Below are 22,781 nucleotides of genomic sequence, written 5' to 3'. Positions count from 1 at the left end.
AAGGCTCAGGTTTTGCTCGCCTTGCTCAGCGAGTGGATACACGGCGAGACGAACAAGTTGCCGCGATAGGCACCAGCCAGGGTTTTAGCCGCGACGATCATCCACATGACAGTCAGCATCAACACCAGCACCACGCCAAAGAAGCTAAAGAACGTGAGGTGCAGCATAGAGCCCAATTTGAGGGTTGTTACGGCGTACACTCCCAGCGGAAAGGTGAAGCCCCACCAGCCGAGGTTGAAGGGAATGCCCTCCCTGAAGTAGCGCCCGGTAATTAGCAGCGCCAATACCATCCACCACAATCCCAGCCCCCAGAACAGCACACCACCGATCAAGCCAATGCCCTCGGCTACGCCGCCGATGCTTGCCATTCCATGGGCAGCAAAGATTGCTGGAGCATCGTTGCCCAGCAGCAACATCCCCAAAGCCCCGGTACCGATCGGCCCTAAAGACAGCCAGCTCGATGCTGCCATGCTTTCATGAGGTAGTTTGTGCAGAGCCATGCGCAGTAACAGGATCACCAGTATGCTCAAGGCGACGGGCACCGAGTAGGCCCACAGCACGTAGCTGGTGATGAGCATGGTGAACTGTGCGCTCGCATCAGCGAGGTGCGGAGCCAATAGACCGCCACTGGCGGCAGCCACCTCAGCCGCAACTACTGGCAGCAGCCATACCGCTGTCATCTGATCAATGCTGTGCTGCTGGCGAGTAAACATCATATACGGGATCAGCACCCCGCAGGCCAATGCCATGGTGACATCGATCCACCACAACACTTCGGCTAAAGCGACTACCCCACCCCCCCAGCGTGGCAAACCATAAAGGAGAAAACCGTTGATGATGGTCGCCAATCCCATGGGGATAGTTCCAAAAAACATCGATACAGTGGAGTGGCCGAAGATCTGTTTGGCCTCATCGAAGAACAATACCCAACGGCTCGCGTACATCAGCGTAAACAGGCAAAACAGCACGATATTAAAAAACCACAAGGCTTCCCCTAACGCTTTGGGCCACTGCGCAACAAAGGGCAGTTGGCCCAGAGCCAGCGCCAGAATCCCGGTGCCCATCGTGGCGGCGAACCAGTTGGGTGTGAACTGCCGGATCGCTTCTCGTGGATTGGACAAAGCCGCCAGTGGATGGCTGCCGCCCATTATAGCTGCGAGTCGTGTCTCACTCATTTTCGCGCTCCCGCTTCAGTGTGCCTTCGATATGACATGGTTGAAGTATAGCTTGATGGGAATAGCGGTAAAAACGGATAGTATAGGTTTATATGACCTATAAAGAAGGTAGATTACATGAAGCTAAGCCTACGCCAGCTACAAATTTTCTGCGCCGTCGCGCAGCACGGTAGCACCACCAGCGCCGCCATTTCGGTGTCACTGTCCCAATCTGCAACCAGCGCCGCACTGAACGAGTTGGAAAGCGCCTTGGATACCAGGCTGTTCGACCGTGTAGGCAAGCGTTTAGTGCTGAACGATAACGGCCATGCCTTACTGCCTCAAGCCAGAAGGATGCTTGAGAATGCACAACAGATAGAGGCCAGTTTCTTACCCGGCCATGCCGGGCTGAAGACACGCTTGCGGGTAGGATGCAGTACCACGATAGGCAATTATGTTCTGCCATTGATTCTCGGTGAGCTACGTCAATCAACACCACATTTGAGGGTCGATGTCGACATGGCCAACAGCATGGCTATCGCAAGAAGAGTCGCTGATTTCGAGATTGATATGGGCCTGATCGAGGGGCCTTGCCACCTGCCCGAACTCAGTGCCGAGCCTTGGCTAATTGATGAGTTGCTTATTGCCGCAGGCCAACGGCACCCCTTGGCACTAAAGCAGCAGGTCACACTTGATGATCTTCGTACCGCTGAATGGCTACTGCGCGAGCCAGGTTCTGGTACCCGTGAAGAAGTCGAACAATTGCTGCTGCGTCATTTGCACGATCTCGCCGAAACGCGCCAGATCGGCAGTTCAGAGGCCATCAAGCATACCCTCGCACAAGGCATCGGCATCAGTTGCCTGTCCCGCTGGGTCGTTCGGGATCTACTGGCCTCTGAAGTCTTGGTTGAACTGCCGCACGCGTTGCCTGCACTGACCCGACGTTTTTTTCTGATCCGTCACCGGGACAAATACATCTCGCCTGGGCTTGAGCGATTCTGGGAAAAATGCAGTCAATTCGTGAGCCAGGAGTAGCTAGACCTATTTATAAAACAGGTAAGAGCTACCAAAACAAGTTGTTTGCGGAATTTATCAACGACGCATAAAGTCAACTCATTGCCCTGCAGCGATGAACGAGTTGTATATGCCAAGGCGCGACTGGGTGCCTTGCTTACCCTATGAGGAAATTCTGATGAATGTGATAAAGAAAACCGTCACAGCCCTGACGTTGGGTGTTGCGTTGGCCGCATCGATGAGCGCGTGGGCCGCGCAAGATCGCTGGACGTTTGACGGCGATATTCACAACAACTCGCTGGCCGTCAGCCCTGATGAAACGACGGCGGTGGTCTCTTACAGTCAGCGTCCAGATGTAGTGGTTTATGATTTGAAAACCGGTAAGGTTCGCCAGGTTCTCACCGGCTACGTCACGCCGCGAAATATTGTGTTTTCGCCAACTGGCGATGTGTTCTACCTCTCCGACAGCAGTTTGGGGGTCGTGCGCAAGATTGACACCAAGACTTTAAAAGTGATCGCAGATATTCCGTTGGGCGCAGGTGCTTTTGGTACCACACTCAGCAAGGACGGAAGCCTGCTCTACGTCAACAATGAAGCGGCCAGCACGCTGTCGGTCATTGACCTTGATCACCAGCGGCCAGTAGCTGTGGTACCTGGCTTCTCCCAACCGCGCCAGGGCATCCGAGTAAGTCCTGACGGCAAAACCGTCTATGTCACCAACTTTCTTGGGGACAAAATTACCTTGGTCGACAGCAAGACCAATACGATTGAAGGTGAGATCACTGGCTTCAACAAGTTGCGCGCCATCTCCATATCGGCGGACGGCAATACGCTGTACGCGGCTAACAGCGGCAGTAACAGCATCGCAGTTGTCGACACTCAAAAACGCGCCATCACAACCACCGTCATTGTTGGCAAAGACCCCTACGGCGCAGCCCTCACTCCAGACGGGCTGCACGTCTACTCGGGTAACCTCGGTGACAACAGCCTTTCAGTGATCGACACCAAAACGCTGAAAGTGACCACCACTGTGACCGGTTTGAAGGCACCCCGCCAGGCCATTGTCTTCACCAAAGACAAGTCGAAGGCGTATGTCCTCAATGAGGACTTGAGTATCTCCACAGTCGATCTCGCCAGCAACAAGGTGGTGTCGACGCTCAAGGCCGACTGATTGAACAGCGCAGGCCTTCATGGGGGCCTGCTGATACTCCACGACCAAGTGAATAATAATGAGTGAAAATGATGAGTCCTGGATGATGGATCGCCGTCGCTCATTGAGATGAGCCAATGATGCTTGACCGTGAGCGTCGCTTTGCTCAATTGAGGAAGGCACAGGGTCCGGGGGGGGGGAGAGCCCAGCATTCCAGCAAAAAATGATATCGGGACGTTTTTTCTATGGAGTCGAATTAACCTGTTTGTGGCTCGTCTATTGTCTGATCGCTTGCCGTTTCAGAGGCAGGTGGGTCTTCTAAAAATTAAAAATGACCAAAGGAAATACATATGTTCAAAAAGATGATTCTCACCGTCGCTGTTGCCGCCAGCTGCATGTCGGGTTTGGCGCTCGCCGATGCGCCAGTCAAGCTTGCTGAAACGGACAAGGGAAAAGTACTCGTAGACGCAAAAGGTATGACTCTTTATACCTTCGGTAAGGACACCTCGGGCAAGTCGGTCTGCAATGGGCCATGCGCTTCAAACTGGCCACCTCTACCGGTATCCGCAGACGCGAAAGCGGGTCATGATTACTCTGTCATCACTCGAGACGATGGCACAAAACAATGGGCATACAAAGGCATGCCACTTTACAGCTGGGTCAAAGATACCAAGCCAGGGGATACAACCGGTGACGGCGTCAACCAAGTCTGGCACGTTGCCAAGCCGTAACGTCAAATAATTAATAGGCTGGCTTACGCCACTGGCTTTGTCAGTGGCGCAAACCAGAAGAATACACACCTGATATTTTCGCCAACATACAGCCGCCGCGCCTCATAAATCTTTGATGGATCATTTCAACGAAAAATGGGGCCGAGGTACGGTACACCTTGGACGTATTCCCGTAACGCCAGCCTGAGGATTTCGTTTGGCCGGGAGTCTGTGACGATGCGCATGGTGGTTCCATCCAGCCGCTAGTGGACCGATATTCTGAGGCAACGCCAATTAGAACGGTAGGGCATCGTAAATATGCGGGCGAAGGTCTGCTTATGGCCGAAAGCTGCCGTTAATAAGCCGACCAACAGGCGTCGCTTTGTTGGTTGGTGCGCATGGCTTACAACTCAAACAAGGGTATGGTTTTGGGCGTATCAAATCGGCCCGCACAGCGCTACCTTCAGCATCTAACAAACGTACGCTGAGGAGTCGAAACAGTGGAGACTGAACGAGGTGTTGAGGAACGGAACGGTCGATGGTCGATCGTTGCCGGACGTGCTGTATGCACTGGCTGCATGGAAAGCCAAGCGCTGGAAGACTGCGAAAGCCCCTTTCTACATGCCGACACCTGTCCAGCCAGCGATGTGGAAGGTCATCATCCATGGGCAGCGTTGCACCACATCCTTGGCAGTGCGCGTGGGTGAGCTGCCGCTTAGGCCTCGATCACTTCAATTAATACTTCACTTTATAGGTGGGTGAATCCTCCGGCCGGTTCTCCCGCCGATCGTAGATCTTGGTCGTGCTGATGTTGGCATGACCCAGCCAGGCCTGGACCTTGGCGATATCGGCTTCATGCTCCAAGGCGTTGGTGGCTGCCGTTGCTCGGAGTCCATGAACCCCAAGGCCGTCGACCTCAATCCCGGCCTTTTTCGCGTAGGCCGTGACGACGGCATAGATGCCGTTTGCCGTGATACCGGCGCCGGTCAATTTACCTCGCAGCGGCATGAACAGTGGCACCTTCCGTTCGGCCAGATGATGCTCTGAGTTTTCCAGGTACTGATGAATACGCCCGGCTGCGATCGGGTGCAACGGGAGGTATCGCACCTTGCCGCCCTTGCCGTGAACCTTCAGATGCTGAATACCGCGGCGCTCCTGAATGTCGCTCACCTGCAGCAGCGCCGCTTCTTCACGGCGCAGTCCGTGATAGAGAAGAACAGCCAATAGCGCCCGGTCGCGCTGCCCTTTAAGTGTTGTTTCATCCGGCGCCTCGAGCAGCGCCTTCGCCTGGTGGTCACCCAACGCCGGCGTCTTGCCTTCATTGCTTTCTATCCTGGGACGTTTTACCCCATGCACTGGATTGCCGCCGGCGATCGCATTGTTCTCCAGGAGGTGATCAAAGAGGCTGGCCAGCGCGGCCAATTTGCGCCGGATCGTGGCTCCGGCCAAACCGCGATGCTCGAGGTGGGCTCGCCAGGCTAAAACATGCGATCGGGTCACGACCCGAAATTCATCGGCCGAAGCCAAGCCGATAAAACTACAGAAGTCTTCCAGGTCGTTTTGGTAAGCACGTCGTGTTCGAGGGTTGTCCAGGTTGGCAAACCACTCGACCGCGGCTGGAACCTTGGCCAGCGTCTGAAATTCGACCGCCGTGAGCCGACGCTGATCATTCGTATGGTTTTTCGTCAGTTCCTGCATATCGTTCTCATCATTGGCTATCCTGCAATCGCTCTCAAAGCTTTCGGTCACAAAATCATCGCTATATCAGTCCGCCGTTGCTAAAACCGATAAACGGCAATAAGTGGTGATAACCTATTTTATCACCCCTTTATCGAAAATGGCCCGAGATGCTTTTTTTCCAACGAATGGCTGCTGCCAATGGACAAACCCAGTCATTACCTGCCAGCCGCTGAATCTCGAATTGCTAACCCACACATAACTGCTACGATCATTTTTCATCATAAAAGGGACTGCCGAAATGTCAGCTAGAGTTCAGGTAATTGAATTTGTAGAAGAAGGAGAGAATCCAGATGGATTGTTTTCGAAAGCGGATTGGACTTTGAGACTACCTGAGAAGATTCAAGGCGATGATGTACGGAGGATTGAATATGTTGTAGTTCGTGATGAACATGGTGGCGCTGAACTTTACGGTGTCACAGGATGGGTACGCACGGTTGAAACTAAAAGCGTGAAGAGCAAATGGACTTTGCAGCTGGGTATCAACGCCTGTTTACACAAACCCGATTTCGAAATTTTGATGAAGGACTATGCCAGCGGCCAAGACCTAACACCTACATTCGTCAAAAGATTGAAAGATCTATTATTAGAAGGTACTCAAGCTCCACCGCGTCCATATTTTGAAGGAGTGTTGAGAAGCTCCATGTCGTTGAGCGAAGCGAAGCTGGCGGTGTCAAAATTTTATAGAGTTGAACTGGAGCAGGTTCAAATTAGCATAATCGGCTAAATGATGGCCTCCTACTGCCCACAAAAGGCGGTTTCGATAACCCAGTTGCATCAATGTAGGGTTTTCTAAGGCGCGTTCCTTCTCAAGCAGGCAATGTTTCTCCTTTGAGTACAAGCCCTCATCGGAGTCATTATGCGTTTGTATCTGTGCGAGAAGCCCAGCCAGGGTAAAGACATCGCCGCCGTACTCGGGGCCAAGACTCGAGGTGACGGCTGCATCAAGGGCAATGGTGTGGCCGTGACCTGGGGAATTGGGCACTTGCTGGAAACGGCTCCACCGGATGCCTATGGCGATCACCTGAAAAACTGGAGCCTGGACACACTTCCAATCCTGCCTGCTGAATGGAAAGTGCTCGTAAAGCCGAAAACCTCCAGTCAGTTCAAGATCGTCAAGCAGCTTCTCAAGCAGGCTACCGAGCTCGTCATTGCGACAGACGCTGACCGCGAGGGGGAGATGATCGCGCGCGAACTGATCGAGTATTGTGGGTACCGCGGACCGATTCAAAGGCTATGGCTGTCTGCGCTCAATGAAGCATCCATCCGCCAGGCGCTCAACACCGTCAAACAAGGCTCTGAAACCTACCCGTTGTATCTCTCGGCGCTCGCTCGGTCCAGAGCGGACTGGCTCATCGGTATGAATTTTTCGCGGCTATTCACCTTGCTTGGCCGACAAGCAGGGTACAACGGTGTGCTCTCGGTGGGCCGTGTTCAAACGCCGACCCTTCGCCTGGTGGTCGACCGCGACCGGGAGATCTCAAACTTCATACCCAAACCGTTCTGGAGTGTCGAGGTTCAGCTCTGGACGGCAGGACAATCGTTCCTGGCGAAATGGGTCGCAGACGAGTACGTGGTAGATGAGGAAGGCCGTTGCCTTGATCAAGCCGCTGCAGCTGCAGCACTGGCCGCGCTGAAAAATAGTCAGGCTGCAACAACTGTTTCTGTTGATACAAAGCGTGGCAAGGATCCAGCTCCGCTCCCGTTCGATCTGAGCACCCTGCAGGAGGTGTGCTCTGCAAAGTTTGGGATGGGTGTGCAAGAGACGCTGGACGTAGCACAGTCACTTTACGAAACTCACAAGGCGACGACCTACCCAAGGACCGATTGCGGGTATCTGCCGGAGAGCATGTTCGATGAAGTGCCGATGGTCCTCGATGCTCTGAACCGAACTGATCCATCCATCGGCAAGACGCTGCAACTGATCGACCCGGAACAACGTTCCCGGGCATGGAATGACAAAAAAATCACTGGTCCCCACCACGGGATAATCCCCACGCTTGAACCTGCAAACCTTTCAGCAATGTCTGAGAAGGAACGCAAGGTCTATGAATTGATCCGCGCCCACTTCCTTGCGCAGTTCCTGCCTACCCATGAGTACGACCGGACCGTGGCCACCTTCGAATGCCATGCAGTTCTACTGCAAGCAGTGGGCAAGCGAATCGTGGTCCCAGGCTGGAAGGTTCTTTTTTCTGCATCGTCCGAAGAAGAGGCTGATGACAGTGGCGGCCGCTCTCAGATCCTGCCAGTGCTGCAAATTGGCACTCGGTGTGACGTTCAGGACCTGCATCTCAAATCGCTGAAAACCGAGCCGCCCAAGGCTTACACCGAAGGTACATTGATCAAAGCGATGAAAACCATTGCCAAGCTGGTGAAGGATCCACGACTGGCTCAAAAGCTCAAGGAAACCACCGGGATTGGTACTGAAGCAACTCGCGCAGGCACGATTCAGGGCTTGATAGACCGAGGGTCACTCATCAAGAAAGGTAGCGCGCTGCGAGCAACTGAAGCAGCATTCTCGCTAATTGATGCGGTCCCTCCTGCTGTGGCCGATCCCGGCACAACTGCGATATGGGAGCAAGCGCTTACGATGATCGAGCAAGGCACGCTGACGCTCGATGATTTTATCGCCAGACAATCGAGCTGGATCACCAGGCTCGTCGAACAATACAAAGGCACCACCTTGTCGATCAAAGTGCCCGAAGGTCCCAAGTGCCCTTTGTGCAGTGCGAAAACCTCGCAGCGTAAAGGATCCTCAGGCGTTTTCTGGGCGTGTTCCCGCTACCCCGAATGCAAAGGTACGGTGAACATTGGTACAGGGAAGAAAAAATCACCTGGCAAGTCAGCCAAGCCCCGAGCCGCTAATGTCAAGAGCAGCTGAGAGGCTGGTGATAGCGGGGTTACAAATGATGTGCCACAATGGGGCTATTACCAGTTCCACCCCGCTGGTCACTGACGGTCATCAGTGACACCCTGGAGAAGTCGGCCTTGCCTTCATTCTCCTCCCCCAAAGTACGCAAAGCATCGGGAGGGGCGTACAGATCTTGTTGTGAATTCTCCCTGTGTCTCCCTGTTCAGTAGCAGACACGCAGCCGTCTAACTCGTGAAAGCGGGTTCATAGGCACACAGAGTTCACAGAAGGTTCGATGCATAGTCGTCTCAGGGCCGCACTGGTGTTGCGGTCCACTTTTTTTTAAAAACGCTTCCGACTCTCTCGGCAGGTAACCTGGTCATCTCGCAACGCTGGATGACCAGGTTACCTTCCGAGGTAGCCACTTTTCGCTGCCGGCGCCCACCGGTGAAAAAACGGGTTCCCTTTGTGCGCGAATGCGTGCCTTTTGATAACTGGCCCAAGCCACGACAACGGGCCGGGTGATGTCGATGTAGCAATGCGTGCGATCAATGCCCAGGGATCCTCGCTGAGCTAGCGCTCACAGGTGGCAAACTTTACAAGTTGTTGCAAAGTACACATCGGCTGAGAGCTAGCGTCTTCAATGAGATAGCTCTCAGCACGATTCCCAGTGAGTCAGCGTTAGAACAACATTGTTTCTCCAGCCAGATAAAGCGTCTGTTCGCGTGAAATTCATCCAACAGGTTGTTCTTTCGCGTGAATAAAACAAGCTCTAATTACGCCTCGCTTTTGCGGGGCTGAGTCAGTAAGGAACGCTGTATTTTGCGTTCATCAATATTAGGAATTAACATGAGTGTGCTGAAGGGAGTGCTTGACTGGATGATCACTAAACTTGCGTCTAAGCAGTCTCCAGTAAGACCAGAAACAGTTGAGAACCAAGCGGCTCAGGCAGCCTTAGAACTCGCTGCGATTCTGAGAGTTGGGGGAGCCTTGGAGCATGATGAGATCCCGATGATCACACGTCGACTGCAGTCCGTGATTGATGCGACAAATGCCGTGGTTGCTGCCTGCGAACCAAGTCAAGCAGAAGGAAGATACTGTCGTAGAGAGCTCTGAAACAAGCATCTCACGCTGGTCGTGGCCAAACCCGACAGCTCGTGCTTGACAAGCCTTCAAAGAATTCACATTCTCAAGACATGTACCGCTGACGTTGTCAGCAACATGCCCGGGTAGTCAGGATCTCACGACTACGATGCGTCCCACGCATTGATCCCGCCCAAAGTTCGCAAAGCTTCCGGAGGCGCGTACGATCGGTATTGGTTACCGATGGATGCATATTTCACATCGCCCGCAACGCTGCACTCGGCTTGGCTGAGTCATGTCACACAACTCACCTGCCCTCGGGGAATACTTTCCCCTAGGGACAAGTGTCTCCGTTTTCTACTATTTGAACGGAGACTGACCATGTCGAATCGCACGGCTATGCACTCAGCATCTCAGAATGCTGAAATCACGAAACGCGTTGATATGCTTTATGGCGAGGCATGCCGTCAATTTCCGACATACGAAACAATGGTCTTTGAGCATTTCTGCTCTCAGATGATTGAGACTTTCGGCGATGACGAACTGGCGCTTGAAGCAGCAGATGCGTTTAGCTATGCACGCTTGGACTATGATTATCTTTCCCCGTCAGAAATCAAGGCGGCAAGGGAAGCTAATCGAAGCCATGGAATCTGCAGTCACGGCCTTACTGAAGACACCTGCCCATGCGGTTGTTTTGAGTTCACTGGGCCAGAGGTTTATGAGCACTATGGACCTGAAGATTGTGACCTTACTGATGCTGAAGTCTTTGAAATAAGTGATCCAGCCCTCGCGATGAGTGATGAGGAATGGGAGCTTATGAATGAACAATGGCGTCAACAAGAAATGTTATACGCAAGAAGACCTATCCGTAACTTCCTCAAAGCTTTGTGGATTAAGGCGTTGAAGTTATCAACTATTCGTCGAAGGTAGTCTGGATCTCACGACTACGATGCGTTCTACGCATTGATCCAACCTAAAGTTCGCAAAGCTTCCGGAGGCGCGAACGATCGGTGTTTCAAACGCCGATGGATGCACATTAAACGCGTCACTCACCCAGCGGGGAATCACTCCCCTCTCGGGCGGTGTTCTCCGTAATTTTCCCTGGAGAAACATCATGAGTACAGCAAGCTTTCGTTTTGGCGTTATGGTTGGTACAGCATTGCGTGAATGCATCCGTGCAGTCACTCATAAGCCTAATCCTGAACCAGTGCAAGTCGCACCACAGCAAGTCAGGACAATGCCTGAACCTGTGATGTCCAACGAACAGTGGGAACAATACCGCCTGCCGGCATTGGCTCGATGCAAACACGTCGATCTTGCTGGCTGGTATGATCACCACATGCAAGAAATTCAAGCCAAACCCGTAAAGAAACCCCGGAAATCTCGCGCATCGAAGGCGCTTGAAACATCCCAAAAGCAGGATGCTGAACCACCAGTCAAGGCCCCTGTCATGGGTCCTTTGGACCAGCTCATTGCCTAATACTCCCCACCCTTGGCAAGCCCCTCATGTATTGAGGGGCTTTTTTCATTTGGAGGGTTGACAAACTAATCGCCCTTAAAGGATTCTAAAGCCATGTACTGCTGACGTTGTCAGCAACATGCCCGAGGTAGTCTGGATTTCATGACTACGATGCGTTTTTCGCATTAATCCAACCCCCAGTTCGCAAAGCATTCGGAAGCGCGAACGGTTGACCAGTTTATCTGGTTGATGGATGCACAATGATTCTCTCACCCCATCGGGACCTTTCCCGTAGGGTTGGTCTCGTGCCCAGCAGGAGACCTTCATGAAAAGCAGTATTGCGCTGTACCAAGCATTGATTTCAATCGATGTTCCGGAAGACCGCGCCGCTGCAGTCGTCGATGCTCTGGAGTCGGATATGCAAACGCAACTCGCGACAAAAGCCGACATCGACACTCTCGAGTCTAGACTCGAACTGAAACTCACCATTCGTATGGCCGTCATGCTGACTGCTGCTGTAGGCGTTATGCTTACTGCGTTCAGATTCATGCATTGATTGTCGTAAAATTTCGCTTTACCACCCATGCGGGGAATACCTTCCCCCTGGGCGAAGTGTATCTCCGCTTTGAACACTCAAAACTGGAGATACATCATGAGCAATTCTACCAACGAAACCAAATACTTCGACCTGCACACCGTCGGCATTGGCTATCTCAACCGCATTCGTGAAGTGAAGCCTCGTAAGGGCGCTCCTTTCATGGCTGTGACAGTAGCTGCCCTCAAAGGCACATCTGAGAAACCTGAGTACGCCTACATCGACTGCAACGTGGTTGGTGCTGAAGCTGACAAGCTGATTCGCCGTTGCCAGGAAGCTGTTGCTGCCGAGAAGAAGGTTCTTGTCTCTTTCCGGATCGGCGATATCTGGGCTGATGTTTTTACTTACAGCAGTGGTGCTAAGCAGGGCCAAGCAGGTGTCAGCCTCAAAGGCCGTCTCTTGTACCTTGCCTGGATCAAAGTTGAAGGTGAATACGTCTATCAGGCTCCGCAGAAAGAAGAAGCACCTGCCTCTTCTGAAAGTTCAGAGTCCGAAGCTACCCCAGTCGTTCAATCCGAGGCGTCTGCCTCCAGCGAACCAACTGACGTGGCTACTCCAGCTGCTACTCCCCCTAAGCCAACACGAGCAAAACCAGCTCGCGCAGGACGAGGAGAGAAACAAGCCGCTTGATAGATTTTTACAACCTCAAGGCGCCCTGCAGGCGCCTTTTCTTTTCTCCACAAAGTAGGTAACGACTTCATGAAATTCGCTATCGCTACACTCGTGCTTACAGTGCTAAGCATATTTTTTCTGGAATTTGGACAACAGCTCTCCGCTCAACTACTGACACAGATCGGCGCAGGAGGACTGGTCGCCACTTTTCTTGCAATGGCAGGTATGGTGATCACTTCTTGACACTAAACCTTCTACTTTACCCTTAAGGCCCCCACCCTTAAGGGACCGGGGCCCTTATATTGGAGCTCCTATGGACAGTAATACTAATAGACTTACCTTGCGACTTGAGCTCGCTTTGCTGATCTCAAAAGCACACACTCAAGATAGTATCTATCAACAGGTTTTGAACAAAGATACGCCGCCGGATCGCTTTTCCAGTTTGTATTGGGAGGATGTCCTGGACAAGCTCGAAGACTTGGCCCTATTGGACCACGTTGAGAATTTCACACCGGACCACAGCTCGTATATTGAAGATGCTGCACTCCTCAGGTCTTACTGGACTCTTCGGGAATGGTGCGGGATAGATATATATCCTGATAGCCCATCCGCTGTAACAGAAAGACTCTAACCAAACGTTCTCAAGAACGAAAACCAACCTGACCGGGTAATTCACCACCCGGTCGGGCCAGGTGGTTACCCGCACCTGGAGAACTACTATGTCCACCGCCATAAACCACTTGCCATCCACTTTGCTGAAATTGCCAGTTGTGCTGACGCCTTCCGCATGGAATGAATCTGTTCACCTGGAAGCCCCATCACATATTGCAGAAGTCGGCACTCGCCTAGGCGACGTCGTACTCGAAGCGTATCGCGAACTCCACCTGCAACCCGATGAAACCCAGATAGACTTCGGTATCTATCGTTTCCCACCTAACGGTGACCGCTCAGGGCGTGAATGGCTGGAGCTAAAACTCCATCGCATTGATGCACACGGTAATTCGTACCTGTGTATTTCGCTGAGGGATGAAAAGCCGCTCTATCTTTGCTGACCCAGTTAGCAACCTGCAACCACGAACAAGCCCGAATATTCGGGCTTTTTTTTCGGGCTCCCATATTAGTGGCCTGCCCGATAATCCGGAGTAGTCATGATCAACCTGCCCGGCTATTTGGCCATACGCACCATCAGCGGTCGCAACGGCGCTTTCAACGTTGGGCGACTTTCGACGTCCATCGGTGAGTTCGTTATCAAGGACGCGCTGCTGGACCAGTACCACGAGGGCAAATATCGAGGTGATTTTGTTATCACCGAAATTCGTCCCTCCTACTACACAAACGGCGGCAGATTGGTGGTCGAAGTCCGCGCCAGGCTGGACAGCATGTCTTTGGACGATGTGGCCAACCTGAGCGCAGACGAGGCTGAGAGGCTGTCCAACAACGAAACTGACCCACTCGACGAAGAAGCCTCGGGAGGCTCGTCGTCAACCAAACCTCGCCCGACTATTCAAACAACTCCGAGAAGATCAGTTTCTGCTGGAAGTGACGCACCGTTCGGGATGACGAGATCCGAGCCTGAGAAACAGGTCACCGCACATGAGGCTGATGCAGAGCTGTTCGGCACGATCTGGCAGATTGGACCTTCAGTCAAGCTGGACACAACTGTAGACCGTAAGCGTCTGCGGCAACAATGTGTTCGCCTTGGCGAGCTCGGGTATGAGCTTGACTTCAAGCTGCAGATTTGGAATCTCAGCACTTATTGACCTTGCTCAGAACTGAGCGTTTTCTACTTTTACATCCCCTGAGGGCTCCCTCATGGGTGCTCCTCATTACTAACTGAAGGAGCATCACATGCATCCGCTTTTCATAAATATCAAGAAAGCGATCCTGGATATCATTGAGGATCAACTCACCAACAACGAAGAAGCGCCTGACTCAGAAATCTGGAACATTCTGGTCGACGAACTTGACTTGACCGTAGAACAGGCAGACGCGGCCATAGCAATGCGACCGCGCTTCCGATGCGAGATATTCATTGCTGGGCAAAGCCCGTTGTATCAAACAAACACCGTAACCTTCGATCCGCTTGAGAAAAAACTCGTGGCTGCTGAGCCTTTGAGTTTCGATCAGATCTTAGAGATATACACGATGCTGCTGAAGAGTCGACCGGGTTACCGACTCAAACTGGGGGCTCACTGGGCAGCCGGTTTGAATTCAGAGGGTGAGCTGTATTGCACCCATCTAAACCCATGCGACAAAAACGTCATGTTTGAAGTTTACGACTTCGACCGCGATGCATTCGTTGATGGTCGCTGGCAGTACGAGACAGAAGAACAAACTCGGGCGGCAATCTATAAACCCGAATTTATCCGCTAAACACATTGAATCCCGAGGGGCATCACCGCCCCTCAGGGCGGTTCCCCTCCTGTTTTGGAGGACCTAATGCCGAACCGCACTCAACTCTTTCACATCGAAGAATGCCCGGATCTGTACGTCGACGCGTGCGTCTGTGACGAGCAGCGAAACCTGATATTTCTATCAGCCTGGGGCCGCGACACGGCCATGCAGGAGTTTCTGGCCAGACTCACACTCGGTACCACCGAGAACGGCCTGGGCCAGTTCCACATCGTCATGAATGACCAACGCATCCCGGTGTTCCCTGATACGGATCTGTTGGAAAAACGCACCACTCGCCAGCTTCGCGGAACGCTCTTCGGCAGCCTGCTGCACTTATGGCTGTTCGATCAGCGTTGCTCGCAGCCGGATAGAGCAAACCATTCTGCTTACGCGCTCATCAATCAAGCCCAAGACCCGTTCGATAGGTTGTGGCCGCTGATCGTAGACACTTGCCCTCTTCCGTTCCTTCCACATTGGCGTGAGCCGGTGATGGAGGTCCTTACTGCGCACAACATGTTGCACCCGCTACCGGGAGCTATTGGCTCGGTGACAGCCTGGCGTTTGTCGCTGCAGCTGGACGTGCTCGAAAAAGCTCTCGGCGAACTCATTCGCGCAGGGAAACTCACCACTGACGTTACGGCGTAGTTCACGCCCACCAGTCCAAGGATCCAACCATGGCTTTGATGTTCTCACGGCTTGCCCGTAATTTTGCACGCAACGGCTATTACCCGACTGACGAACTGACTCTGGAGCGCACTCTGCAGGCATTGTTGCCGGCGACCTCCGGACGGATGCGGATTCTTGATCCGTGCTCGGGAGAAGGAGTGGCTTTGGCTGAGGTCGCACACCGACTGGAGCGAGACCGAACAGAGACGTATGCAGTTGAGTACGACAAAGAGCGCGCTGATCACTCGAAAACGTTGCTGGACCGAGTGCTGCAGGGTGACTTGATGGACACCATGATCTCTCGACAGTCCTTCGGACTGCTCTGGCTCAACCCTCCTTACGGGGATCTGGTCGCTGATCACTCTGGCGCTTCACAGTACCAGGGTAGCGGCCGCAAAAGGCTGGAGAAGGCATTTTACCAACGGTCATTGCCGTTGCTTCAGTACGGAGGAGTGATGGTATTCATCGTTCCTCACTACGTGCTGGACGACGAGCTGTGTGGCTGGCTCACCAATCACTTTACCGGGCTGCGGATCTGCGCCGCGGTAGACCGGACGTTCAAACAGGTCGTGATATTCGGAATCAGGGTACGGCGTCAGGATCTGGCAAGATCCCGGGAACTGGCGGCGATGCGTGAGTATCTGCGGGCAATCGGATCCGGGGAAGAAGCTGCTGATCTGCTACCCGCCAGTTGGCCATGGGAGCAATACGCTGTCCTACCGATCGCTAATGACTTGGAACACTTCTACCGAATCACTCTTGAACCCGAGCAATTCAGTGAAGAGGTTCTTCGTCTGAGAGGCCTATGGCCTGATTTCACGCTGCACTTTGGCCAGACTGGCGCTCAACCGCGGGCCCCGGTGAAGGCACTTTCACGGTGGCACTTGGCACTGGCACTCGCTGCTGGAGCCATAACTGGTGTAGTGACCTCTCGTTCCGGGCGTGTCCTGGTGCTCAAGGGCGACACTTACAAGGATAAGGTTCCCAAGACCGAATTCACTGAGGACGAGGACGGCAACGTTTTTGAGACTCGGATCTTGACTGATCGTTTTGTGCCCAGAATCCGGGCATGGGACATGACGCCAGGCTCATCCTATCTCGGGTGCGCACTGACCATCAGCTCGGATGCGACAACACCAGCGGCACACGAAACCACCTCAAACACTGAAGCACGTAGCCAGGACGCTTTATTTGAACTGGGCCGTGTGGTGCTCACGCATAGCGTTCAAAGTCTGCTCGAAAACAACTCTCTCGACGTGATGCAGTACCTAAAGCGTCACGCGACGGGCGATTGGGGCGAGATTTCAAACGACGACTGGGACAGCAATCAGCAAGCACTGAGTGCTGAAGGTCGATTGTTTTCAGGGTATGACATCGACGCAGAGGATGAGACCAGACTCTGGATCATTACCGAGTCTGATCGCTCAGCAACAACAGTCATGTTGCCATCTCACTACTAAGAAACTTTACCAAGACCTTTCAATCATCTAACCGCACCTCAGGGTATGAACAATACCCTTGGTGGTGTCGTGCATGCCCTGTTTAACCCTATAGTGGAGAAACATCATGAACGACCTGCCTTTGGCTGCGCCTGCAGGCCACCCTTGTGTGCCAACTTTGAACATCGGGCTCACTGAGTTTATCGAAGAGTTTGGCGACGAACTCCTGGAGTCACTCAACCGCTCCAACCCACCGCTCTACGCCGGCATCGACAATCCGGCTCGGCAGTGGGTGCTGGACGGCCTCAAACGACAGCCCTTCCCTGCCCAGGCTCAAGTGGTCCAGGCAATTGCCGCGCTTTTGCTCGATCAGAATGAGCAGGCTGGCATCATCAATGCCGAGATGGGGACAGGCAAAACAATGATGGCCATCGCTCTCGCTGCAGTCATGCATGGAGCTGGTTATCGCAGGACGATGGTCATCGCGCCTCCGCACCTGGTCTACAAGTGGCGGCGCGAGATCCTCGAAACCATCCCTGACGCTCGCGTCTGGGTGCTCAACGGACCGGATACCCTGGTCAAGCTGCTGAAGCTGCGCGATCAACTGGGTGATACCTACGACGGACGTCAGGAGTTCTTTATTCTCGGCCGCGTGCGAATGCGGATGGGGTTTCACTGGCGTCTTGCCTTTTGGCAGCGACGTGCCGGCGGTGGAAGGAGCCTGGCAGCGTGTCCAGATTGTGGACGTCTGCTCCAGGACCAGGAAGGCAATCTGATCACTGCTGAGGAATTTCAGCGTGAAGAGCGACGTCGACGCTGCGACCACTGTGATGCCGCTTTATGGACGCTGATGCGTCCGGGCAAATCGGATGGCGGCAGCCGCCGTAACACGATCCTAAAGTCGATGTGTCGCATCCCTACAATCGGACCTGTTCGTGCAGAACGGCTTTTATCTGACTTCGGCGAAGACTTTCTCGCCTCGATGCTTCTGGACAATGTCTCTGAGTTCATCAACCTGATGGACGCCAAAGGCAATTTCATCTTCAGCGACCGCCAAGCCAAGCGCATGGAGCGTGCGATGGCCAACATCGAGTTCGGGTTCGGCGAGGGGGGTTACCAACCCACCGAGTTCATCAAGCGCTACCTGCCTGATGGGTGCTTCGACCTACTGGTCGTGGACGAGGGGCATGAGTACAAAAACAGTGGATCGGCACAAGGTCAGGCTATGGGCGTGCTCGCAGCCAAAGCACGAAAGACTGTGCTGCTGACCGGCACTCTCATGGGCGGCTATGCGGACGATCTGTTCTACCTACTGTTCCGGATCCTCACCAGACGTATGATCGAGGACGGCTATCAGCCCAACGTGCGAGGAAGCATGGCGCCGGCGGCGATGTCTTTTATGCGAGATCATGGGGTATTGAAGGATATCTACACCGAGCGTGATGGCAGTTCTCACAAGACTGCCAAAGGCAAGAAACTCTCAGTGCGGACGGTCAAAGCTCCGGGGTTCGGCCCGAAAGGCATTCACCGCTTCGTTCTACCCTTCACTGTGTTCCTGAAACTCAAGGATATCGGCGGCAACGTGCTACCTGGTTACCGGGAGGAGTTCATTGACGTACCGATGTCTCCAGACCAGGAGGCGGCTCACCGTAAGCTTGCCCAGACATTGACCGTCGAGCTTCGGCAGGCGCTGGCCCGAAGAGATACAACGCTGTTAGGGGTGGTGTTGAACGTGCTGTTGGCATGGCCGGACTGCTGCTTTCGACCTGAGGTGGTAAAACATCCTCGATCCAGAGACACGTTGGCTTTCGTGCCGTCGGTCTTCGATGACGACGAGCTCATGCCGAAGGAACAGGCCCTTCTGGACCTATGTCTTGCTGAAAACGCCCGGAACCGCAAGGTTCTGGCCTACTCGGTTTACACGGGTACCAGAGACACCACGAGCCGCATGAAGCGGGTGCTCGAGCAATCGGGGCTGAAGGTGGCAGTGCTGCGTGCATCAGTGGACACCGCCAGGCGCGAGGACTGGATCCTCGACCAGGTTGATCGAGGTGTCGACGTACTGATCACCAACCCGGAGCTCGTAAAAACAGGTCTGGATCTGCTCGACTTTCCGACCATTGCCTTCATGCAGACTGGTTACAACGTCTACACGGTGCAACAGGCGGCAAGGCGCTCATGGAGGATCGGACAGAAGCAGGACGTCCGAGTGATCTTTTTCGGCTACATCGGCAGCTCTCAGATCACCTGCCTGCAGCTGATGGCCAAGAAGATCGCCGTATCGCAGAGCACTTCAGGGGATGTTCCAGAGTCTGGATTGGATTCACTGAACCAGGATGGCGATTCCGTAGAGATGGCACTCGCCAGACAACTCATCAACGCTTGAACATGGCCACCTTCGGGTGGCCTTTTCACACCGCGCTGTGCAAGGTACCGCATCGACGACCTGATGTGCTTTTTGAACGCACTACCTCCTACATTTTTTGGTATATATGTAGATGGATCAACCTTCAGGTGGCTCCAAGTTCATCGTGCGTATGACACATCTATTTGCGTTATAGGCTTTACGAGACGCCTTAGCCGGACTGCCAGCTAATGAATGCGTCAGTCTTTTTTATTAATCAATGACATTTGCACAATATTTTCAAATACACCGTCTTTTTTATAGTCGTCGACAAAAAGCCCATCAAAAGTCATGCCAGCTTTTTCGAGCACTCTTCTCGATGAATAATTTCTTTCAAAGCATTGTGCAAATATCCGGTGAATCGACAGTTCATTAGCCGCAAATTGGATTACGGCTTCCAGAGCTTCAGTGCAATATCCGTTCCCCCAGTACGGCGTAGAAATCCAATATGTCACTGCGCACCTCGAATGTTGATAAGAAATACCTACCAAACTCACTGCGCCAATAACTTTTTCTTCAAAGGTAATAGCCATTACCAACGACCGCCCTGACACTTCCATCTCCTCGTGAGATTCAAACCATTTAATAGCCTCTTCTTTTGGGTAGGGGTAGCTTAAGGCCCCCATACTGGTTGCTATTTTCGGTTCATTGATCGCAGTGTAAAACGATTCAAAATCTTCTGGACGGAACGCTCGAATCTTCAATCTAGGTGTAGTTAGCGTAGGCCGTAATATATTCATTTTTATATCCTTTTGAATTTCTCCACCCACAAGCCACTGTCAATACGTTTTGAAATAGCTAGTGCATAGTAGAATGCCATAAGCAGCATCAAACTGAAATAAACAACTTCAGTAAGCATGTCGCTGAGCGTTAGTGCATAGAAAAAAACGAGCGCCACGGCTCTGAATTTAACAAATCGAAAAGTCAGGTTCTTTTGAAAGCGAGCGTCCCCCCTTAAAATAGCTTTGGAAGTGTAGCTAGTAAAAAAAGCCGTACATACGATAAGCGAAGTTACAACGCTTATATAAATCAACTTAAGACCATCAAAATACTTTGTCAGGCCAAGTTGAACAATTAAGATGACAAGGCCACAAAGAAAAACAATTATAGTAAATATTTTTGCATATATCTTTATCGCTTCTGAAACTTCTAGACAATACGGTTCGCCGATTGCATTTGCTCTCGCCAAAGCTATGCCGCCGGATGTTCCCAAAGCAAGTCCCAGCGAGTTGAAAATATTGGACACGCTACTAACTGCTGCGTTAACAATAAGTATCGTAGGCGTCAAAGAGAGCACCAGAGCTTGAGTAAGGCTCAAGCCATTACTAGCGAGAGAAGCAGAAACATAATCAACTATGTCCGAAAATAAGTCTTTGCTTTTCTCATCACTTCTATTTGCGTCGACCGTTAGGTCATGCCAAACACTTTTCAGATATGTAAGAAAAATAATGGCGTAAGCCAAAGCCATTACGATTCTCCCATAAAGCGATGCAGCAGCCAGGCTGGGTATCTGTGCGTGCAAGATGAATACCTGGTAAAAGGCATATACTAATGTTACCACCGCACCAAAGATAGCAATCATCAAAATCAGTAAATTTTTCTTGAGCGCAAGTGCTAGTAAGTATAGTGGTACAGAAAGTGTAAGGATAGCAGAGTCAGCCCAGTAAATCTTCATGTACTGTGCTGAAACAGCCAAATCAACACTAGCCGATATGGGCTTTATAGTGTATGCGTGACAATACACCAATGCAAGCCATAGAATACCTATAAGTATTAACAAGTAAGGGTAAGCTCGCGCAATTGTTATCAATGCAGCTCTATGGTCTTTTTTAGCGACATGCGAGCTTACTCGGTATCCTACAGGATTAGTGACCGCTAGCACCATCGAGGTGTAAAATAACCCGATGCTTGCAGCATAAGTAAAAATAATTGCTTGGTGTGAAAGTAGTGATATGGATATTGCAAGTAGCACAAATGCTTGAGTGCTAGAAATCAAGTTTGCGAACAGTAACGGCGAGGAGACTTTCATGTGGCTGATAAAATCTAGCCTCTCATTTGCAAATCTTGCTCGAGACAAATAAAAGTTAATCATATTCAAGCCATACACTTACATGAATAGATGGCTCATCGAAGCATTGAGCCTTGTGAATGGTGCCCTTACCCATAAAAAAGTACGAGCCGGCTTCTAAAACATGCTCTTGCTCTTCTGAAAAATTGCCTGCATGCTCCATGGAAAGCACACTTATTTGATGAGCATCTAGCCCCTTACAAGCTACCTCAGACAGAGGTCGCCAGAAAGACCATTTTTTCTTGCCTGCGATTTGTATTGCTAGAAGATCATGGTCATCTGCGTGGGCAGTTAATGCACACGACCAAGGGGGTGTGAAGAATGCATTTAGTTGTATTGCACAGTTTGGAAATTCTTTTTCCAGCTCTGTTTTGAATTTAAAGAAAGAAGGGTCGTAATTTTCAATTTTCCTCAAGTAAAGCGTACATCCTTCGGCAAGGTAAAGTCTATCTATCAAGGAAAGCATTTCTTTTTTACAAGGCCTGATATAAACAGACTCTTTACATGTGCTGCCTTTCTTTATAACTAAAAAATCCCTTAAGTCCCAGTCTCGCTGAAGAATCAATTTAAGCCAATCTATGGAAATACATGGAATACTCCATTCGGCTCTATTTATTACTACTATTGGCGTTTCCTTGTCCATCATAGTTATCGACCGATTTGGAAGTCAAAATTCATTTCCAACTGAGGCAAGTGAAGCTGAAAAAAAGAATTTAAATGGCGTGAAAGAGTTTTAAGCTTGCCTGCCTCTGGCTGCATAAATATACTTTGAAACGCTTCTATAACTGCTTGCCCACCTTTGTTTTTATTCGTCTCGAAGGCTGCTGCGTGTTTGTAACCTCGAAACAGACTGAAATCAAGAGCATAATACACATGAATGAAAGCACGGTAAGTAAACAGCAACGTATCTGCCAATGTTGCGTAATCCCCTCGCTCAAGATATATTAAAAATCCGTAATCTCTAATAAATCGACAATTATCTTCGATAACCTTAGATCTGGCTTCTTCGTCAATACTCAAGTTTCTGGTTAGCCCTTTAACGTTCAGATCGTCTTTGCAATAACGCCCTGCTTTCAATGCAGACAAATAGAGCTGACCTCGGGGCGTTAGGTCATTTCGGGATATAAAATCCTCAACGCTATTAGTCAAGGTTTTTAAACAATCCAGCCTTAAATCAATTTTCTCACCTTTAAAATTAACGCTTGATTGAATCCCCTGTGGCGTTTTTAAAATCCTTTCTGCATTTGGAATATCCGCAATGCTAATATCCCCATCATGTATGATGCAGATATCTATATCCGAAAACTTGTCATGTTTATTTAAAGCTATCGACCCACCTACATATATTGAAAAACGCAAACCGTGTAGCGTACGTATTATTTCGTCACAAAAAGCAGTAGCTATTAATTCTGCATTATTCATATTTATCTCCAACGCGTCACCCG

23 protein-coding genes are annotated in these 22,781 nt (G+C 51.5%); 17 read left to right on the top strand and 6 right to left on the bottom strand.

The genetic code is table 11. From position 1 onward, the window contains the following. Positions 1-5: 5 nt before the first annotated feature. Positions 6-1,175 carry a TDT family transporter gene (locus tag JOE39_RS01045; protein WP_010428856.1) on the bottom strand — a complete coding sequence of 390 codons (1,170 nt, stop codon included), beginning with the start codon at positions 1,173-1,175 and terminating at the stop codon, positions 6-8. A gap of 117 nt (positions 1,176-1,292) precedes the next feature. Between JOE39_RS01045 and JOE39_RS01040 the strand changes: the two genes are divergently transcribed. The 3 genes from JOE39_RS01040 to JOE39_RS01030 all read left to right on the top strand — a co-directional run bounded on the left by JOE39_RS01040 (position 1,293) and on the right by JOE39_RS01030 (position 4,049). Beyond that, the gene (locus tag JOE39_RS01040) at positions 1,293-2,189 is read left to right on the top strand and encodes a LysR family transcriptional regulator (RefSeq protein WP_003317531.1); all 897 of its coding nucleotides are present in this window, start codon (positions 1,293-1,295) and stop codon (positions 2,187-2,189) included. A gap of 157 nt (positions 2,190-2,346) precedes the next feature. Then, positions 2,347-3,339, top strand: coding sequence for a YncE family protein (locus JOE39_RS01035; RefSeq protein WP_003317529.1), 993 nt, complete (start codon positions 2,347-2,349; stop codon positions 3,337-3,339). A 329-nt stretch (positions 3,340-3,668) separates the two neighbouring features. Continuing rightward, entirely contained in the window at positions 3,669-4,049 is a 381-nt protein-coding gene (locus JOE39_RS01030; RefSeq protein ID WP_003317528.1) for a hypothetical protein, read from the top strand. A 714-nt stretch (positions 4,050-4,763) separates the two neighbouring features. Here the strand turns inward: JOE39_RS01030 and JOE39_RS01025 are convergent. Beyond that, entirely contained in the window at positions 4,764-5,726 is a 963-nt protein-coding gene (locus JOE39_RS01025; RefSeq protein WP_003425065.1) for a tyrosine-type recombinase/integrase, read from the bottom strand. Between the two features lie 280 nt (positions 5,727-6,006). Between JOE39_RS01025 and JOE39_RS01020 the strand changes: the two genes are divergently transcribed. The 14 genes from JOE39_RS01020 (at position 6,007) to JOE39_RS00955 (ending at position 19,250) form a co-directional block, all read left to right on the top strand. Continuing rightward, entirely contained in the window at positions 6,007-6,492 is a 486-nt protein-coding gene (locus JOE39_RS01020; RefSeq protein WP_058444030.1) for a hypothetical protein, read from the top strand. A gap of 132 nt (positions 6,493-6,624) precedes the next feature. Next, entirely contained in the window at positions 6,625-8,646 is a 2,022-nt protein-coding gene (locus JOE39_RS01015; protein WP_058444028.1) for a DNA topoisomerase III, read from the top strand. A gap of 819 nt (positions 8,647-9,465) precedes the next feature. After that, positions 9,466-9,732 (top strand): hypothetical protein, encoded by a 267-nt coding sequence (locus tag JOE39_RS01010; protein WP_017699420.1) that lies wholly within the window; start codon positions 9,466-9,468, stop codon positions 9,730-9,732. Between the two features lie 348 nt (positions 9,733-10,080). Continuing rightward, positions 10,081-10,629 (top strand): regulator, encoded by a 549-nt coding sequence (locus JOE39_RS01005; protein ID WP_074996487.1) that lies wholly within the window; start codon positions 10,081-10,083, stop codon positions 10,627-10,629. Between the two features lie 184 nt (positions 10,630-10,813). After that, positions 10,814-11,179: a hypothetical protein gene (locus tag JOE39_RS01000; RefSeq protein WP_074294742.1), complete on the top strand. Its 366-nt coding sequence runs from the start codon at positions 10,814-10,816 to the stop codon at positions 11,177-11,179. Between the two features lie 304 nt (positions 11,180-11,483). Beyond that, positions 11,484-11,714, top strand: coding sequence for a hypothetical protein (locus tag JOE39_RS00995; protein ID WP_003425076.1), 231 nt, complete (start codon positions 11,484-11,486; stop codon positions 11,712-11,714). A 96-nt stretch (positions 11,715-11,810) separates the two neighbouring features. Then, the gene (locus tag JOE39_RS00990; protein WP_004409789.1) at positions 11,811-12,383 is read left to right on the top strand and encodes an STY4534 family ICE replication protein; all 573 of its coding nucleotides are present in this window, start codon (positions 11,811-11,813) and stop codon (positions 12,381-12,383) included. A 69-nt stretch (positions 12,384-12,452) separates the two neighbouring features. Next, complete coding sequence (locus JOE39_RS00985; protein ID WP_005895444.1) at positions 12,453-12,608, top strand: hypothetical protein; 156 nt, start codon at positions 12,453-12,455, stop codon at positions 12,606-12,608. A 476-nt stretch (positions 12,609-13,084) separates the two neighbouring features. Beyond that, positions 13,085-13,417: a hypothetical protein gene (locus JOE39_RS00980; RefSeq protein ID WP_054994224.1), complete on the top strand. Its 333-nt coding sequence runs from the start codon at positions 13,085-13,087 to the stop codon at positions 13,415-13,417. A gap of 96 nt (positions 13,418-13,513) precedes the next feature. Continuing rightward, positions 13,514-14,125, top strand: a complete 612-nt coding sequence (locus tag JOE39_RS00975; protein WP_058444024.1) for a DUF3275 family protein — start codon at positions 13,514-13,516, stop codon at positions 14,123-14,125. Positions 14,126-14,213: 88 nt separating this feature from the next. Next, positions 14,214-14,738 carry a hypothetical protein gene (locus JOE39_RS00970; RefSeq protein ID WP_044311781.1) on the top strand — a complete coding sequence of 175 codons (525 nt, stop codon included), beginning with the start codon at positions 14,214-14,216 and terminating at the stop codon, positions 14,736-14,738. A gap of 66 nt (positions 14,739-14,804) precedes the next feature. Beyond that, entirely contained in the window at positions 14,805-15,404 is a 600-nt protein-coding gene (locus JOE39_RS00965) for a hypothetical protein (protein ID WP_044311782.1), read from the top strand. A 29-nt stretch (positions 15,405-15,433) separates the two neighbouring features. Beyond that, positions 15,434-16,885 (top strand): DUF6094 domain-containing protein, encoded by a 1,452-nt coding sequence (locus JOE39_RS00960; RefSeq protein ID WP_058444022.1) that lies wholly within the window; start codon positions 15,434-15,436, stop codon positions 16,883-16,885. A gap of 106 nt (positions 16,886-16,991) precedes the next feature. Then, on the top strand, positions 16,992-19,250 hold the full coding sequence (locus JOE39_RS00955; protein ID WP_058444020.1) for a DEAD/DEAH box helicase: 2,259 nt from the start codon (positions 16,992-16,994) through the stop codon (positions 19,248-19,250). Between the two features lie 218 nt (positions 19,251-19,468). Here JOE39_RS00955 and JOE39_RS00950 read toward each other — a convergent pair whose 3' ends face one another. From JOE39_RS00950 to JOE39_RS00935, 4 genes are read right to left on the bottom strand one after another with little or no spacing between them, the layout of a single operon-like run. Beyond that, positions 19,469-20,008 carry a GNAT family N-acetyltransferase gene (locus JOE39_RS00950; RefSeq protein ID WP_044311785.1) on the bottom strand — a complete coding sequence of 180 codons (540 nt, stop codon included), beginning with the start codon at positions 20,006-20,008 and terminating at the stop codon, positions 19,469-19,471. A 2-nt stretch (positions 20,009-20,010) separates the two neighbouring features. After that, on the bottom strand, positions 20,011-21,366 hold the full coding sequence (locus tag JOE39_RS00945; protein ID WP_161937020.1) for a hypothetical protein: 1,356 nt from the start codon (positions 21,364-21,366) through the stop codon (positions 20,011-20,013). Beyond that, on the bottom strand, positions 21,353-21,982 hold the full coding sequence (locus JOE39_RS00940; RefSeq protein WP_011267033.1) for a cupin domain-containing protein: 630 nt from the start codon (positions 21,980-21,982) through the stop codon (positions 21,353-21,355). The genes JOE39_RS00945 and JOE39_RS00940 overlap by 14 nt, the downstream gene beginning before the upstream one ends. A 2-nt stretch (positions 21,983-21,984) precedes the next feature. Further along, the gene (locus JOE39_RS00935; RefSeq protein ID WP_058444015.1) at positions 21,985-22,758 is read right to left on the bottom strand and encodes a nucleotidyltransferase domain-containing protein; all 774 of its coding nucleotides are present in this window, start codon (positions 22,756-22,758) and stop codon (positions 21,985-21,987) included. Positions 22,759-22,781 lie beyond the last annotated feature (23 nt).

This window comes from Pseudomonas sp. PvP100, from assembly GCF_017833055.1.
GTDB classification, from domain to species: Bacteria; Pseudomonadota; Gammaproteobacteria; order Pseudomonadales; family Pseudomonadaceae; genus Aquipseudomonas; species Aquipseudomonas syringae.
This window is presented reverse-complemented; position numbering and strand designations above follow the sequence as displayed.

Bases quoted from the DNA above. Each gene is read 5' to 3' on its own strand.
- JOE39_RS01045 (WP_010428856.1), bottom strand. From the start codon at position 1,175: ATGAGTGAGACACGACTCGCAGCTATAATGGGCGGCAGCCATCCACTG.
- JOE39_RS01040 (WP_003317531.1), top strand. From the start codon at position 1,293: ATGAAGCTAAGCCTACGCCAGCTACAAATTTTCTGCGCCGTCGCGCAG.
- JOE39_RS01035 (WP_003317529.1), top strand. From the start codon at position 2,347: ATGAATGTGATAAAGAAAACCGTCACAGCCCTGACGTTGGGTGTTGCG.
- JOE39_RS01030 (WP_003317528.1), top strand. From the start codon at position 3,669: ATGTTCAAAAAGATGATTCTCACCGTCGCTGTTGCCGCCAGCTGCATG.
- JOE39_RS01025 (WP_003425065.1), bottom strand. From the start codon at position 5,726: ATGCAGGAACTGACGAAAAACCATACGAATGATCAGCGTCGGCTCACG.
- JOE39_RS01020 (WP_058444030.1), top strand. From the start codon at position 6,007: ATGTCAGCTAGAGTTCAGGTAATTGAATTTGTAGAAGAAGGAGAGAAT.
- JOE39_RS01015 (WP_058444028.1), top strand. From the start codon at position 6,625: ATGCGTTTGTATCTGTGCGAGAAGCCCAGCCAGGGTAAAGACATCGCC.
- JOE39_RS01010 (WP_017699420.1), top strand. From the start codon at position 9,466: ATGAGTGTGCTGAAGGGAGTGCTTGACTGGATGATCACTAAACTTGCG.
- JOE39_RS01005 (WP_074996487.1), top strand. From the start codon at position 10,081: ATGTCGAATCGCACGGCTATGCACTCAGCATCTCAGAATGCTGAAATC.
- JOE39_RS01000 (WP_074294742.1), top strand. From the start codon at position 10,814: ATGAGTACAGCAAGCTTTCGTTTTGGCGTTATGGTTGGTACAGCATTG.
- JOE39_RS00995 (WP_003425076.1), top strand. From the start codon at position 11,484: ATGAAAAGCAGTATTGCGCTGTACCAAGCATTGATTTCAATCGATGTT.
- JOE39_RS00990 (WP_004409789.1), top strand. From the start codon at position 11,811: ATGAGCAATTCTACCAACGAAACCAAATACTTCGACCTGCACACCGTC.
- JOE39_RS00985 (WP_005895444.1), top strand. From the start codon at position 12,453: ATGAAATTCGCTATCGCTACACTCGTGCTTACAGTGCTAAGCATATTT.
- JOE39_RS00980 (WP_054994224.1), top strand. From the start codon at position 13,085: ATGTCCACCGCCATAAACCACTTGCCATCCACTTTGCTGAAATTGCCA.
- JOE39_RS00975 (WP_058444024.1), top strand. From the start codon at position 13,514: ATGATCAACCTGCCCGGCTATTTGGCCATACGCACCATCAGCGGTCGC.
- JOE39_RS00970 (WP_044311781.1), top strand. From the start codon at position 14,214: ATGCATCCGCTTTTCATAAATATCAAGAAAGCGATCCTGGATATCATT.
- JOE39_RS00965 (WP_044311782.1), top strand. From the start codon at position 14,805: ATGCCGAACCGCACTCAACTCTTTCACATCGAAGAATGCCCGGATCTG.
- JOE39_RS00960 (WP_058444022.1), top strand. From the start codon at position 15,434: ATGGCTTTGATGTTCTCACGGCTTGCCCGTAATTTTGCACGCAACGGC.
- JOE39_RS00955 (WP_058444020.1), top strand. From the start codon at position 16,992: ATGAACGACCTGCCTTTGGCTGCGCCTGCAGGCCACCCTTGTGTGCCA.
- JOE39_RS00950 (WP_044311785.1), bottom strand. From the start codon at position 20,008: ATGAATATATTACGGCCTACGCTAACTACACCTAGATTGAAGATTCGA.
- JOE39_RS00940 (WP_011267033.1), bottom strand. From the start codon at position 21,982: ATGATGGACAAGGAAACGCCAATAGTAGTAATAAATAGAGCCGAATGG.
- JOE39_RS00935 (WP_058444015.1), bottom strand. From the start codon at position 22,758: ATGAATAATGCAGAATTAATAGCTACTGCTTTTTGTGACGAAATAATA.